Below are 13,909 nucleotides of genomic sequence, written 5' to 3'. Positions count from 1 at the left end.
CATTTTGGATTAATGGTCATTATCGGCGTAACCGCTACCGATAGCACTAAATGGCAGTTGCAGCCCCAGCTCGGGAATTTGCAATGCAATCCAGGCCGGAAAGGTATTACTGTTAGGTCCCGGTAATACTTCGTATTCATCAGCCCAGGGGTAACGGGTAGCCGCTTGCTGTATGCGCGGAATCAGTTCGGTTGCCTGGTCACCGTTAAGGGACAGAAGTTTTTTAGGTTCAGCACCATACCAATATCGATCAGGCGTTTGGGTTTGGTAGATGCGCAGCGCCGGACGCCCTTCATCAACACCCCAGCCAACCACCTCGTAAACGGTATATTCATTGGCATTGTTGGGTTTAACCGCAATCCAGGTATGTACCGCAAACCAGCCACGCCATCCAAAGGCATCTGCTGCATAGGCTTCAATTACTGCCTCCGACTGTACTTTCGGGTCAGGAGCAATGCCGGCTGACTCCCGGGAGGCAGAACGCCAGTCCCCGGAAGAGCAACCCGTTAGCGTAACTAACACCAGCGCGATTACTGCGGTTGTTAGTTGGTTAATGTTTTTCACCTAGACAACGCCCTGCTGAATCATGGCATCGGCCACTTTGCGGAAACCAGCAATATTAGCGCCAAGCACCAGGTTAGAAGGGTGATTAAATTCCTCTGCGGTGCGCTTTGCGTCGCGGTGGATGTTACGCATAATGTGTTGCAGCTTGGTGTCGACTTCGTCAAAGGTCCAGCGTTGCATACTGGCATTTTGCGCCATTTCAAGTTGGCTGGTCGCCACACCGCCGGCGTTTGCTGCTTTACCCGGGCCATAGCTGATATTATTTTCGATAAACAGGTCAACAGCGCTTTGTGTACAGGGCATGTTGGCACCTTCGACTATGTAGCGACAGCCATTTTCAAGCAGGGCCTGAGCGTCCTTTTCCGTTAACTCGTTTTGCGTAGCGCACGGTAAAGCAAGATCGGCCTGGTAACGCCAAACACAATGCCCGTCTTTGGGGTAATCATCTCGGGGTGTGTACTCTGCTTCACTGTGTGTGTCGAGGTACTCGTACAAGCGGCCGTTATTTTCTTCTTTAATCTGTTTTAATAAGTCCAGATCGATGCCCTGCTCATGGTAAATGGTGCCACCAGAGTCGGAGCAGGTTACGGGCTTGGCGCCGAGTTGATACAATTTTTCAATAGCATAAATGGCTACATTGCCAGCGCCTGAAACTAAGCACCGCTTGCCGCTGATGTTGTCGTCATTATCGTCCAACAAACATTGGGCGAAATAAACCGCGCCATAGCCGGTTGCCTGAGTACGAACAAATGAACCTCCCCAGAGTGTACTTTTACCGGTGAGTACACCGTCAAAGCGGTTGACCAGACGCTTATACTGACCGAATAGGTAGCCAATTTCTCGTCCGCCCACGCCAATATCACCCGCAGGCACATCGGTAGTTGGCCCAATGTGGCGATACAATTCATTCATAAAAGACTGGCAGAAGCGCATAATCTCTGCGTCGGATTTGCCTTTTGGATCGAAGTTAGCACCACCCTTGCCACCCCCGATGGGCAAACCCGTTAAGGCGTTTTTGAAAACTTGTTCAAAGCCAAGAAACTTAATAATGCCAGCGTTTACACTGGGGTGAAATCGTAATCCGCCTTTGTAAGGGCCTAGTGCTGAGTTGAATTCAACTCGATATCCCTTATTAACTTGTACCTGGCCGTTGTCATCAACCCAGGGTACCCGAAACATAATCTGCCGCTCTGGCTCAACCAGGCGCTGAATTATTGCCTGCTCACGGTATTTCGGGCGCTCTTCAATAATCGGCTCTATGGACTCGAGCACATCTTCAACGGCCTGATAAAATTCACTTTGCGCCGGGCTGCTAAATTTGAGTTGTTCGATAGTATCCTTAATAAACGCCATAGCTATCCTTTTATTTCGTCAATGAGTTCTATTATAAGTGTCGAAACACGATCAAGATCAGTTAGCAGTATAGACGTTATGAGTGAATACCAAAGGTTTCCAGTACCTCATCAATGTGCTTGAGTACCGACTCAAACTCATAACATAAGCGATTAAAAGCAATCAGATCGGTATCAAGGTGCTCACTTAATACGTGTTCCTGTAGCTGCTTTTTTAATTCTTTGGGGGGTAAATGACGATTTTTATCGCTGTCACTGATAAAAAAGCTTAACTCATCAGCGACCATAATTGCTGTCAACAGTTGTCGGTTCTCGTCAGTTAAGCTGCGGCTTTCTAATATTTCTGGCTGGTGATGGTATTCAACGGCAAAGGCAATAAGTCTGGGCAGGTGCAAACGCTTACAAGCCATAAGACCGACTTCGGAATGGGTATGGCCAGTGATGCGTTTTTCTACTTCAACGAGCTCTACAGCGCTGTGCCAGCCTTCCGCGTCTGTTTTGTCCAGTGCATGGGGTGCTAATTGCAACATTACAAAACGGCCGATATCATGCAGCAGACCAGCCATATAGGCCTGTTGCGGATCAACTGACGACTGTTTTTGATATTCGATAAGGTAGGCAGCAAAGTGAGCGACCTGCAGGGAATGTCGCCACAAGTGACGATGCTCGGTCTTATGAGGTAAAAAAACACGGGTCACAGTGCCGGTGAAAAGCAGTTGAAAAAGGCGTTTGGCACCGACTCTGGATAAAGCAGCTTTAACGCTGGAAATCCGAGTTGACTGATGTTGAGCAAACGCTGCTGAATTAGCATAACCGAGTAGGGCCGTCGCCAGCGGTGGATCCGACCGGGCCAATTTGAGCACCACATCGTAAAAATTTTTACTGTCAGGGTCGTATTTCATTAATTCGTAAACAACAACCGGCAGCATTGGCAGCTTGGCAATGTGTTTACGGACTTCGTCGATATCGACATTGGAGAAGTCCTGATCATCTGTTGAGTTACTCACCGTGATATCAACCCTTTAATCTGGATGCGACAAATTGTCTCGGCGGGAAGCAATAGAACTTTAATTCATAAGCATATATTATATTGCTTCAAATCACTGAAAGGAGCAGTCATGTGCTTGAGTAAGAGTACGATTAATCTGTTACTGGCGTCAATGCTTGCCGTATCGACTGCGGCGCTGGCCAGCGCCGACAATTACCAGCAGGCTGCCGGACAATTGCAGCAGCGGCTGGGTAAGGTATTGATGACAACGATACAAAATGAAGGTCATGTGGCAGCGATAAAGGTATGTAATGAACAGGCACCGGAAATAGCCGACTCAGTCAGTGATCAACTGGGTGTTAGCGTCGGCCGGACAGCTCTTAAGGTTCGTAACCCGGATAATCGGCCTACTTCGCAGCAGCAAGAAGTTCTGAAGCAATTCGAGCAGCAATGGCAGCAAAGCCAAGCCAAAGGCAGTAGTGAAGTGCCGATGACCACCTATACTAATAGTCAGGGCAACGAGGTCTGGATGAAGGCCATTGTCATGCAGCCGCAATGTGCAGCATGCCACGGCTCCTCAATTAAGCCTGAACTGCAACAGGCGATCAATAAACGTTACCCCAATGATCAGGCTACCGGCTTTGACGTTGGAGATGTTAGGGGAGCCTTTGTTGTTACCTCCCGTCAATCAGCTGAATAATCAGGAGATAAGACATGGAACTTGATCCGCTATTGTTGTCGCGAATTCAGTTTGCCTTTGTTGTGTCTTTCCATGCCATCTTCCCGGTTTTTACTATCGGTCTGGCGTCATACATTGCTCTGGTTTATGGGCTTGCTTTTAAAACGGATGACCCTAAGTGGGAGCGTCTGGGTGCGTTCTGGACTCAGGTGTTTGCTGTCGTGTTTGGTATGGGGGTGGTCTCGGGCATCGTAATGTCGTTTCAGTTTGGCACCAACTGGAGTAACTTTTCGCTGGCTACGGCTAATTTTCTGGGGCCTGTCTTAAGTTATGAAGTTATCACCGCCTTTTTTCTGGAAGCCGCGTTTCTTGGTGTGTTGTTATTCGGCCGTGGCAAAGTACCCAACGGCGTTCACTTTTTTGCCGCGTTAATGGTATCTATCGGTACCTTTATTTCGTCGTTCTGGATTTTATCCGCGAACAGCTGGATGCAAACGCCGGCCGGCGTCGAAATCAATAACGGCATTTACCATGTCGTGGACTGGGCCGCAGCTATATTTAATGAGTCATTCTGGTATCGCTTTGCGCACATGGGGCTGGCCTCTTTCTTAACGGGTGGCTTTGTCGTTGCCGGTGTTAGTGCCTGGTTCTTGATCCAGAAGCGCGATACCGAGCTGCATCGTAAAGCCTTATCAATGACCCTTTGGTTGCTGCTGTTTTTAACACCACTACAGGTATTCATCGGTGACCTGCACGGGCTGAACACCCTTAAGCACCAGCCGACAAAAGTGGCAGCCATGGAAGGTAACTGGGAAACTCAGGCAGGCGCGCCGCTATTGTTGTTTGCAATCCCGGATCAAGAAGCGCAAACCAATCATTTTGAAGTGGGTATTCCCAAGTTAGCCAGCTTTGTTTTAACCCATGACTGGAACGGGGTAGTTCCCGGCGTAAAAGAGCAGCCGCCTGAACTGCAACCCAATGTGCCGATCGTATTCTGGTCGTTCCGTATTATGGTGGCCATGGGGCTATTAATGGTGCTGGTAGCGGTTATTGGCTTAGTGTTACGACGTAATCGGGCTTACATGCATTCCCGCTGGTTTCTGCAGACCTTACGGTTGATGACACTAAGCCCCTTTATAGCAGTGCTTGCTGGTTGGTTTGTTACCGAGGTTGGTCGGGCACCGTATTTAGTCTACGGGCAAATGACGCATGCTGAGGGATTAACCCCTTCACTGACCGGCGGTATGGCTTTATTTACACTGATCGGCTATTTCCTGGTGTATGCCTGCGTGTTTGCTGCTGGCGCCTACTACCTGACCCGGGTCGTCAGGTCAGGCACTGAAGAAGATGCTAAACAACAAGGTGACGAGAAACAGCGGCCGAAACGCCCGTTGTCTGCTGCCGATGCAAGCTTTGATTAAGGATATTTCTGATGACTGAACCCGTTTTTGATTTAACTTATATTTGGGCCGGAATCATTGCTTTTGGTGTCATCATGTATGTACTGATGGACGGCTTTGATTTAGGCCAGGGCATTTTGTTCATGTTTGCGCCCAGCGAACAGGACCGCGATATTATGATGAACTCCGTGGCTCCCGTGTGGGACGGCAACGAAACCTGGCTGGTGCTGGGTGGAGCGGGCTTGCTGGCGGCTTTTCCGCTGGTTTACACCATCTTTTTACCTGCGCTTTATATTGGTGTGTTTTTGCTGCTGGCGGGGCTCATTTTTCGCGGCGTTGCGTTTGAGTTTCGTTTTAAAGCGCACTCCTCCCGCTATTTATGGAACTGGTCCTTTGCAATCGGCTCGACCGTTGCTTCGTTTGCTCAGGGAGCTGTGGTAGGTGCCTACATCCAGGGCTTTGAAACCGAAAACATGCGTTATGTCGGGGGAGCACTGGACTGGCTGACGCCGTTTACTGTTTTAACCGGTGTTGGTCTGGTCGCAGGGTATGCGCTATTAGGAGCTACCTGGCTGATTATGAAATCTGAAGGTTCTACGCAGCAGTGGGCCTATAAACTGATTAACCCCCTGCTGCTTCTGGTGCTCGTTATCTTCGCCATTATCAGCATTTGGACGCCTTTTGTTGACGAGTTCGTTGCTAACCGTTGGTTTGGTGACGGTATTTCAGTCATTTGGTTGCTACCTGTTTTGGCGCTGGCCTGTGCTTACTGGATTTATAGCTCGGTTAAGGCGCGGCGCGAGGGAACTCCTTTTATCGCGACCATGGGGTTGTTTGTTTTTACTTACCTGGGCTTACTGGCCAGTAAATGGCCTTACGTGGTGCCGCCAAACTACACTTTAGCCGATGCGGCATCAGCGCATGAATCACAGTTATTCCTGTTGATTGGGCTGTTGTTTGTCATCCCTGTTGTTTTGGTTTATACCGCCTGGACCTACTGGGTATTCCGCGGCAAAGTAACAGCCGATTCGGGGTATCACTAAAAGCGATACCGGGGAAAGTAAAATGAAAGCTGAGCAAGATGCGGACTTGAAACAGGCCTCGCAGTATTTGAAAAGCTTAGCTGCCGCCGTAAAACGCCCTATTCAGCGGGCGTTTTTGTTGGGCTTGTTAAGGACTCTTTCGATCATCCTGCAACTTGGCTGCATCGCAGCGATTGCTGAGGCGGTGTTAGCCGAAGGCGAAACCCTGGCTGCTCAGTCCACAGTGATTTTAGTGCTGCTGATGGCCAGTATTTTACGGTTCTACTTACCTTATGTTCAGCAACGAAGATTACAGCAGGCAACACTGCAGGCGGTTCAGCTTGCCCGAGCCCGCCGGTTAAAACGCTGGCAACAGGAGCAGATAAGCGGGCAACTGCTAACAGCCGAGGACGGTGCACTATTGCTCGAGCCGGTAGAAGCGTTAAAAGGTTATTTTAGTGGTTATCTGGTGCAACAATATCTGGTCTTTTTTTCACCCCTCCTGGTATTACTAACCTGCTTTTATATTAATCCCGTAGTGGGCTTCTTACTGTTGGTCAGTGGCCCGGTTATCCCCGTTTTTATGGCGTTAGTGGGGATGGGGGCTGAGCGTTTAAGCCAGCAGCACGCCGAGCAAACCCACGCGTTGAGCCGCGTGTTTACCGATAAACTGCGTAATTTGGCCAGTATTCAGTTATTTGCGGCCGGTGATGCAGCGCGCGATGATGTGGCCATGGCAGGTGAGCGCTACCGAAAGGCCAGCATGAAAACGTTACGAGTTGCTTTTTTGTCATCGGCGGTGCTGGAGTTTTTTGCCAGTGTAGCAATTGCCGCGGTTGCGCTCTATGTGGGATTTGGCCTGCTTGGGTATATTGACTGGCTGGCAGCGGATCAACTGACTTTGTTCAGTGGCTTGTTTGTCCTGCTGCTGGCGCCGGAGTATTTTGCGCCACTGCGGCAGTTTGCGCAAAGTTACCACGATCGGGCGGCGGCCGTTGGGGCGGCCGTCTTATTAAATGATCACAGGTGGACGCCGCGGTCAGAGGCGAAAGCCGAGGTCAATAATTCGGGCGCTGTAATGTGCTGGCAGAATTTGACGGTGCAGGTAGCGAATAATCTGCAGCTTTGCTATCCCGATGCCACCCTTCATAGCGCTCAGCTGACCGTTGTTAGCGGCCCCTCGGGTTGCGGAAAAACCACATTATTACGGGTTTTATTAGGGCAAAGTCAGTTCGGCGGCAGCCTGAAATCGAGCCATCACAGCTTTGCAGATAATTCCTCAAGTCGACAGCAGGTTGCCTATTTTGCTCAACAGCCTTTTTTAACGGCAGCGTCGGTACGCGCTAATGTTAATCTGTTTCAGCGCAGCTGCGATGAGAAAATTATTGATGTTTTTCAGCAGCTGAAGCTGGACAACATGTTATCTGAACTTAGCCAGGGCCTTGATACCCGACTGGGAGAACAGGGGCTTGGTCTGTCGGGTGGTGAGCGGCGGCGACTGGCATTAGCACGCTGTATTCTGGCAGATCGGGCCACTGTTATTGCTGATGAGCCGACAGAGAATCTTGACCCGGTATCAGCCGAAGCCATTCGCCAAAATTTATTGCAGTTAGCGAGGCAGGGGCGAACCGTAATTGTCGCCAGCCACGATCCGGCGTTAATGGCATTAGCTGATCAACATCTGGAGCTATCATAATGCCACAATCTCACTGGCAGCGAGACTGGCGACGGCTGGCGCCCTGGTTAAAACAGTTAAGCCACTACCGCTTGCAGTTGTTTATCGGCATCGGCTTTGCGTTAGCTACGGCTTTGTTTGCTATTGGCCTGCTGTCATTATCGGGCTGGTTTATTACTGCTGCGGCCTTATACGTCGGCTTCGATATTTATACTCCGGGCGCCGGTATTCGTTTTTTTGCCATTGCTCGCACAGTTAGCCGCTATCTGGAGCGGGTACTTAACCACGATCTGGTGTTAAAGCTGCAGGCGCGCTGGCGTGTCGCTTTGTTTCGTCACATGCAGACAATGCCGCTGCAACGCAGCTTGCATTTTCGTGTGGCGGATGCGGTGCAGCAGCTGACCCGCAATTTAGACAGCATGGACAATTTGCTATTGCGGCTGACAATGCCATTGATGGTTTATTCGCTGGCGACACTGGCGCTGGCCTTATTCTGGTGGTTATACAATCCGCTGGCCAGCTCAGCCTTACTACTGTTTGCGCTACTGATTCTCGGGCTTACTCTACAGAGCGCCCAGCGTGGCCGGCGTCTTGCTGTGGCCTCTCTTTTGCACCAGCAACGGGCGCGGCGCCAGGCTATGAATCTGACTGAATCGATGGCTGAGTTATTAGCCTGGGATCAGTTTGATCACCACAGCGGCGCGTTAATGGAACAAACCGAAAGGCTGGAGCAATTTGAACTAAATTACACGCGCTTACAACAAAAACGCCAGCTCTTAGTTGAAAGCCTTGCCCAGCTGGTTGTGCTGATAACTTTATTTCTGGTGTTCTCTGACTTTCAGCAACAGCGTATTGGTGCAGCTGAGGTGATCATGCTGGCGCTTTCAGCATTGGCCTGGCAAGAACTGGCCACTGAGTTGTCTACGCAGTGGGCCAACTACGGAAAAACCGTAGCAGCCGCCCGCAGTTTGTTAAGCGATAAGCCGGCACCACCGATAACGAAAAGTGAACAGCCGGAAACAAAAGAAGCTGATATCGGGCCGGTAACGCTACAACTGCGGCAGCTGTCGGTTAGCCGGCAGCAACGGACGTTGATAAAAAACCTGACTGCTACGTTTAAGCCCGGCTACCTGCACTGGATTGAAGGCCCTTCAGGGGTTGGTAAAAGTACTCTGGCCGAGGCGCTAATCGGAGCTTACCCCGAACACCATATCAGTGGTGCGATCCAGACTGAGCCACCGGTAAGGCTGTCAGCGATAAGTGCTTATTTAACCCAACAGACAGAAATTTTTAGCGCTTCGATAAAAGAAAACCTGAACCCGGCAAGACGGCAGATGGGCAAAAAAATATACTGGCAAGTTCTTGATGTCGTTGGCTTAACAGCTACCGTTAAGCAGTTGCCGCAGCAACTCGATACAGCCATTGGCCCAAGGGGGGTTCAGCTTTCCGGCGGGCAGCTCAGACGTATAGCCCTGGCCCGGACACTATTGCAGAATAAACCCGTAATGGTGCTGGACGAGCCTTTTGCCGGCGTTGAACGGCAACTGATGCTGAGTATTATTATGCGCATGATCGAGGTTTACCCGGACCGCACCTGGATCATTATTAGCCATGTTAGCCCATTGCAACTGCCGGCCTTAGCGGCTCATCTGGGCGAGGTCGTTAAACTGCAATAAAAAAAGTGGTAGTCACGGGAGAGAAACGTGACTACCACAAGTTGGGAACGCAGTGAGTTGATATTGTGATTACTTGTTTTTTTCTTCAAAGTTACAGGCTGCTGGCGCTGCGTGAGGTTCGGGCTTGTGAGTCAGATGACGAGGCTTCGCCAGCCACTCCTTACCCTTAAGCATCACGTCCCAGTAAAGCCAGGGCAACATCTTCTCTTTTAAAAACCAGGATAAACGGGACGGTCGGGTGCCATTGACCAGCCAGGACGGGAATGTGGGTTGCAACTTGCCGCCGTAACCGAATTCTGCCAATACAATTTTTCCACGCTCTACGGTCAATGGACAGGAACCATAGCCGTCATAAACAGCCATCGACGGTTTGCCGGCCAATGTTGAAAGTACGTTTTCGGCCACCACCGGGGCTTGCTTGCGCACCGCTGCAGCGGTTTTGGCGTTGGGAGCATTGCTGACATCGCCAACTGCAAAAATGCTACCGTATTTTTTGTGCTGCAGCGTTTCCGGGCTAACATCCACCCAGCCGGCCGCATCTGCAAGCGAGCTATCGGCAATGACTTGCGGAGCGACCTGCGGTGGACAGACGTGAAGCATGTCAAAAGATTTGGTGACTTCTTCGCTGTTTCCGTCACTGTCGGTTACTGAAAAAGTAGCCTGTTGATTTGGCCCATCAACACTGATTAAGTTGTGTTGAAACTGCAATCCGATCGAGTACTTTTCGATATACTCCTGTAACGCAGGAACATAGTCCTTAACCCCAAACAGCGCCGCTCCGGCAGTGCAAAACTCGACCTTAATATCGTTCAGAACGCCTTCGCGCAGCCATTCGTCACAGGATAAATACATGGCTTTCTGCGGCGCGCCGGCACATTTTATTGGCATCGCAGGCTGGGTGAACAGGGCGGTACCCGATTGTAGCGACTGCACCAGCTTCCAGGTATAAGGGGCCAGGTCAAACCGATAATTGGAAGTGACGCCATGTTGACCGAGGCTTTCTTTTAATCCCGGAATGGCGTCCCAGTCAAGTTTCAGGCCGGTTGCCACAACCAATGTCTGATAGGCCAGGGTATCGCCATTTTCCAGCCGGACTTGCTGCTGCTCCGGTAAAAACTGACTTACTGTTGTTTGATACCATTTTGCCTGCTTTGGCATGACCGACTTCATCGGCCGCTTGGTCTGATCCCGGTCGAAAACCCCGCCGCCCACCAGAGTCCAGCCTGGTTGATAGAAATGAGTCTGTTGAGGCTCAATAATAGCAATATCCAAACCAGGCTGACGCTGCAGAAGACTTGCTGCTACCGACTGGCCACCGGCCCCGCCGCCGATAATGACAACGCTGTGACGGCTGGCAGCTGAAGCAGAAGTGTTAACCTGTTGGCTATGGCGTCCCTCATCTAAACGGGCTTTCTGCCCGGTTAAATCATAACCAGCCTGTTTAGCCGCATCCAGCAGGGCATCGGTGCTTAAATGATAAGACTCTGCCAGCGCCCACAAAGTACACGATCGGGTGCCGGTTCGGCAGTAAGCCAAAACAGGGCCTTGCGCGCTATCCATTAAGGCTTTGAATTGATCAACATCAGTATCCGTTATTTGACCCGAAACAACCGGTAAATGTTCAAATACCATGCCGTTTTGTTGCGCTGCCTTAGCGATGGCATCGGCATTAATTTGATCGTCACTTTCATTATCCGGGCGATTACAGACCAGCGTTTTAAAGCCCATAGACGCCGCTACACCAACATCTTCAATGCTTAACTGCGGGGATACGCTTAAAAACGGACTTAATTTACGAATTTCCATAGTGGTTGCTCACAATTAAAATAAGTTCAGCGGAATTTTAAGATAACGCTGTTGATTATCTTCTGCCGGTGGCATTTGTCCGGCGCGCATGTTGATCTGAACGGAAGGTAAAATTAAGCGCGGCATATTTAGTGTGGCGTCGCGCTCGGTCCTCATTTTTACAAATTCGTCTTCGGTTTTACCGCCACCGACATGGATGTTGGCTTGTTTTTCTTCGGCGACCGTTGTCTCGAAAGCATACTCGTCACGCCCCGGTGCTTTATAGTCATGACACATAAATAAACGGGTAGTATCAGGCAAAGCAAATACCTTTTGGATTGACTGATACAATATACGGGCGTCCCCGCCGGGGAAATCACAGCGTGCGGTACCAAAGTCAGGCATAAAGAGTGTGTCACCTACAAAAGCTGCGTTACCGATAACGTAAGTCAGACAGGCCGGGGTATGTCCGGGCGTGTGCAATACTTCTGCCTGTAACTCGCCAATAGTAAACTGATCGCCGTCGGAAAACAGTCGATCAAATTGGCTGCCGTCGCGGGCAAACTCGGTACCGGCGTTAAACGCTTTACCAAAGGTGTCCTGCACGGTTTTAATGTGCTCTCCGATGCCTAATTTTGCGCCGGTTTTTTGTTGTAAGTAGGGTGCGGCAGACAAGTGATCTGCATGGACATGAGTTTCCAGAATCCAGTCAACTGTCAGTTGCTGTTCGCTTATAAAATCTAGAATTTGGTCGGCAGACGTTGTGTCTGTGCGCCCGGCGGCATAGTCAAAATCAAGTACTGAATCAATAATGGCGCAGTGTTTTGAAGCCGGGTCCTGCACCACATAACTGTAGGTGTTGGTCGGCTCGTCAAAAAAGTGCGTAACAATCGGTTGCTGTGTCATTTTAAACCCCAATCTGTTTTTGTTTTATATAGCAAAACAAAATAAGCATATAACCATGATTAAACCATACTCTTTACCCAACTAATGTTCAAATAGCAATCTGCTATAGTTACCTGTTCCGTTAGAACAAAAATACAGATTGAAAAACACGATTGTTGTAATCGCTTTATCAACAGCCTGCTTTACTTGCGTAAAAAACATAGTGTTATATCCTTATAACCAATCTAAAGGAGGTGCTTTATGAAGAGTATAATCCGTAAAAGCCCGTCATCGGGTAGCCAGTCTCCTGATGTCTGGGGGATTTATGAAAAAGACACGGGTTCGATTCAGTATTTGGTTGCTGACCCTGCGACTAAAAAAGCGGCGCTTATTGATGTTGTGCAAAATTTTGATCCGCGCAATGCAGGCACATCGTTTGACAGTGCTGATGAGGTGTTACAGTTAGCCCATGATAACGAATTGACCATAGAGTGGGTGCTGGACACGCATCCCCATGCGGACCATCTTATGGCATCCTGTTACTTAAAAGAAAAAACTGGTGCCCCCAATGCAATTGGCGAAAAAACCTGCGAAATAGCCGAGCTCTGGAGTCAGTACTACAATCTCCCCGGCGCCTTTAATCCCCGGGCCGACTTTGACCGCCTGTTTAAGGAAGGCGATCGTTTTGCTATTGGCGACTTAGAGGTGGAGGTATGGCTGTCGCCGGGCCATACGCTGGGCTCAATTACTTACATCGTCGGCGATGCGGCTTTTGTACACGATACCTTTATGTACCCCGACAGCGGAACTTCACGAGCTGATTTCCCCGGAGGCTCGTCAGCGGATTTATGGAACAGTCTTCAGCGCATTTTAAGTCTGCCTGATGACACCCGGCTGTTTGTCGGTCACGACTATGGCAAAGGTGGGCGCGAAGCTCAGTGGGAAGCCACTGTTGCGCAACATAAAGAATCAAATGTTCATTTATCCGGCCAGGTAGATGAATCAGAGTATCGTAAGGTTCGGGACAAGCGCGACGCAACCCTGGCATTACCGGATCGAATGTTACATGCGCTGCAGGTAAACCTGCGTGCAGGGCAGTTACCACCGGCTGAGAATGATGGAGAACATTACTTCAAAATTCCGGCTAACAAATTTTAATAGTGTAAGACCATATAAAGAGGAACTAGCGATGAGTTTACGAATTGGAACAACCGCACCAAATTTTACCATTGAAACAACTACTGGCACGATAGACTTTCATGAGTGGGCAAAAGGCTCGTGGACCTTTTTCTTCAGTCACCCGGCCGATTATACGCCGGTTTGTACTACCGAGATGGGCCGTACTGCACAGCTGGCGCCGGAATTTGCCAAACGCAACGTTAAGCCACTGGGGCTGTCGACAGATACGGTAGAGGAGCATCTGGGCTGGATCAGTGATGTTAACGAAACCCAGAACACGGTGCTTGAATTCCCCATTGTTGCCGACAAGGATAAGCAGGTGGCGCAGGCCTACGATATGATTCACCCGGATGAAGACGATAATGCCGCTATCCGCTCCGTCTATATTATTGACCCGGACATGAAAATTCGCCTGACAATGACCTACCCCATGACCGTGGGTCGGAACTTTGCTGAAATTTTGCGGGTTATTGATGCGCTGCAGACAACGGATAAGCACGAAGTTGCCTGCCCGGCCGACTGGGAGCCCGGAAAATCAGTCATTATCCGGCCCAGTGTGTCGGATGAAGACGCTAAGGTTAAATTTCCGCAAGGCTGGGAAACTTTACGCCCTTACCTACGGTTAACTGATTTAGATAAATAACTCACTGATTAAGTGTTAGTAAAAACAGCAAAAGCCGTGCGACTAGCGCGGCTTTTTTATT

12 protein-coding genes are annotated in these 13,909 nt (G+C 49.8%); 7 read left to right on the top strand and 5 right to left on the bottom strand.

Features of this window, described 5'->3' with window-relative positions:
* Positions 1-9: 9 nt before the first annotated feature.
* The 3 genes from LG288_RS09930 to LG288_RS09920 form a co-directional block, all read right to left on the bottom strand.
* Positions 10-555: a DUF3750 domain-containing protein gene (locus tag LG288_RS09930; protein WP_404403095.1), complete on the bottom strand. Its 546-nt coding sequence runs from the start codon at positions 553-555 to the stop codon at positions 10-12.
* A 9-nt stretch (positions 556-564) separates the two neighbouring features.
* A complete protein-coding gene (gene gdhA / locus LG288_RS09925) occupies positions 565-1,917 on the bottom strand; it encodes an NADP-specific glutamate dehydrogenase (protein ID WP_404400107.1) in 1,353 nt (450 codons plus the stop codon).
* Between the two features lie 76 nt (positions 1,918-1,993).
* Positions 1,994-2,923, bottom strand: coding sequence for an HDOD domain-containing protein (locus LG288_RS09920; RefSeq protein ID WP_404400105.1), 930 nt, complete (start codon positions 2,921-2,923; stop codon positions 1,994-1,996).
* 117 nt (positions 2,924-3,040) lie between these two features.
* Between LG288_RS09920 and LG288_RS09915 the strand changes: the two genes are divergently transcribed.
* Genes LG288_RS09915 through LG288_RS09895 form a run of 5 tightly spaced genes read left to right on the top strand, consistent with a single transcriptional unit; the run spans position 3,041 to position 9,356 of the window.
* Positions 3,041-3,604 (top strand): DUF3365 domain-containing protein, encoded by a 564-nt coding sequence (locus LG288_RS09915; protein ID WP_404400103.1) that lies wholly within the window; start codon positions 3,041-3,043, stop codon positions 3,602-3,604.
* Positions 3,605-3,618: 14 nt separating this feature from the next.
* The gene (locus LG288_RS09910; protein ID WP_404400101.1) at positions 3,619-5,004 is read left to right on the top strand and encodes a cytochrome ubiquinol oxidase subunit I; all 1,386 of its coding nucleotides are present in this window, start codon (positions 3,619-3,621) and stop codon (positions 5,002-5,004) included.
* Between the two features lie 11 nt (positions 5,005-5,015).
* Positions 5,016-6,026: a cytochrome d ubiquinol oxidase subunit II gene (gene cydB, locus LG288_RS09905; protein ID WP_404400099.1), complete on the top strand. Its 1,011-nt coding sequence runs from the start codon at positions 5,016-5,018 to the stop codon at positions 6,024-6,026.
* Positions 6,027-6,048: 22 nt separating this feature from the next.
* A complete protein-coding gene (locus LG288_RS09900; RefSeq protein WP_404400097.1) occupies positions 6,049-7,701 on the top strand; it encodes an ABC transporter ATP-binding protein/permease in 1,653 nt (550 codons plus the stop codon).
* Positions 7,701-9,356, top strand: coding sequence for an amino acid ABC transporter ATP-binding/permease protein (locus tag LG288_RS09895; RefSeq protein ID WP_404400095.1), 1,656 nt, complete (start codon positions 7,701-7,703; stop codon positions 9,354-9,356). Before LG288_RS09900 ends, LG288_RS09895 begins: the two co-directional genes overlap by 1 nt.
* 69 nt (positions 9,357-9,425) lie before the next feature.
* Here LG288_RS09895 and LG288_RS09890 read toward each other — a convergent pair whose 3' ends face one another.
* Complete coding sequence (locus LG288_RS09890) at positions 9,426-11,162, bottom strand: TIGR01244 family sulfur transferase (protein WP_404400093.1); 1,737 nt, start codon at positions 11,160-11,162, stop codon at positions 9,426-9,428.
* A 15-nt stretch (positions 11,163-11,177) separates the two neighbouring features.
* The gene (locus LG288_RS09885) at positions 11,178-12,047 is read right to left on the bottom strand and encodes an MBL fold metallo-hydrolase (protein ID WP_404400091.1); all 870 of its coding nucleotides are present in this window, start codon (positions 12,045-12,047) and stop codon (positions 11,178-11,180) included.
* Between the two features lie 240 nt (positions 12,048-12,287).
* On the opposite strand from LG288_RS09885, the gene LG288_RS09880 reads away from it, so the two are divergent.
* Together LG288_RS09880 and LG288_RS09875 are read left to right on the top strand one after the other, a co-directional pair.
* Positions 12,288-13,184 (top strand): MBL fold metallo-hydrolase, encoded by an 897-nt coding sequence (locus tag LG288_RS09880; RefSeq protein WP_404400089.1) that lies wholly within the window; start codon positions 12,288-12,290, stop codon positions 13,182-13,184.
* Positions 13,185-13,215: 31 nt separating this feature from the next.
* Entirely contained in the window at positions 13,216-13,848 is a 633-nt protein-coding gene (locus tag LG288_RS09875; protein WP_404400087.1) for a peroxiredoxin, read from the top strand.
* Positions 13,849-13,909: the final 61 nt, after the last annotated feature.

The sequence above is a fragment of the Idiomarina seosinensis genome (assembly GCF_044797955.1).
GTDB classification, from domain to species: Bacteria; Pseudomonadota; Gammaproteobacteria; order Enterobacterales; family Alteromonadaceae; genus Idiomarina; species Idiomarina seosinensis_A.
This window is presented reverse-complemented; position numbering and strand designations above follow the sequence as displayed.

Coding starts and splice junctions, on each gene's coding strand:
- LG288_RS09895 (WP_404400095.1), top strand. CDS start 7,701: ATGCCACAATCTCACTGGCAGCGAGACTGGCGACGGCTGGCGCCCTGG.
- LG288_RS09885 (WP_404400091.1), bottom strand. CDS start 12,047: ATGACACAGCAACCGATTGTTACGCACTTTTTTGACGAGCCGACCAAC.
- LG288_RS09910 (WP_404400101.1), top strand. CDS start 3,619: ATGGAACTTGATCCGCTATTGTTGTCGCGAATTCAGTTTGCCTTTGTT.
- gdhA (WP_404400107.1), bottom strand. CDS start 1,917: ATGGCGTTTATTAAGGATACTATCGAACAACTCAAATTTAGCAGCCCG.
- LG288_RS09880 (WP_404400089.1), top strand. CDS start 12,288: ATGAAGAGTATAATCCGTAAAAGCCCGTCATCGGGTAGCCAGTCTCCT.
- LG288_RS09890 (WP_404400093.1), bottom strand. CDS start 11,162: ATGGAAATTCGTAAATTAAGTCCGTTTTTAAGCGTATCCCCGCAGTTA.
- cydB (WP_404400099.1), top strand. CDS start 5,016: ATGACTGAACCCGTTTTTGATTTAACTTATATTTGGGCCGGAATCATT.
- LG288_RS09900 (WP_404400097.1), top strand. CDS start 6,049: ATGAAAGCTGAGCAAGATGCGGACTTGAAACAGGCCTCGCAGTATTTG.
- LG288_RS09875 (WP_404400087.1), top strand. CDS start 13,216: ATGAGTTTACGAATTGGAACAACCGCACCAAATTTTACCATTGAAACA.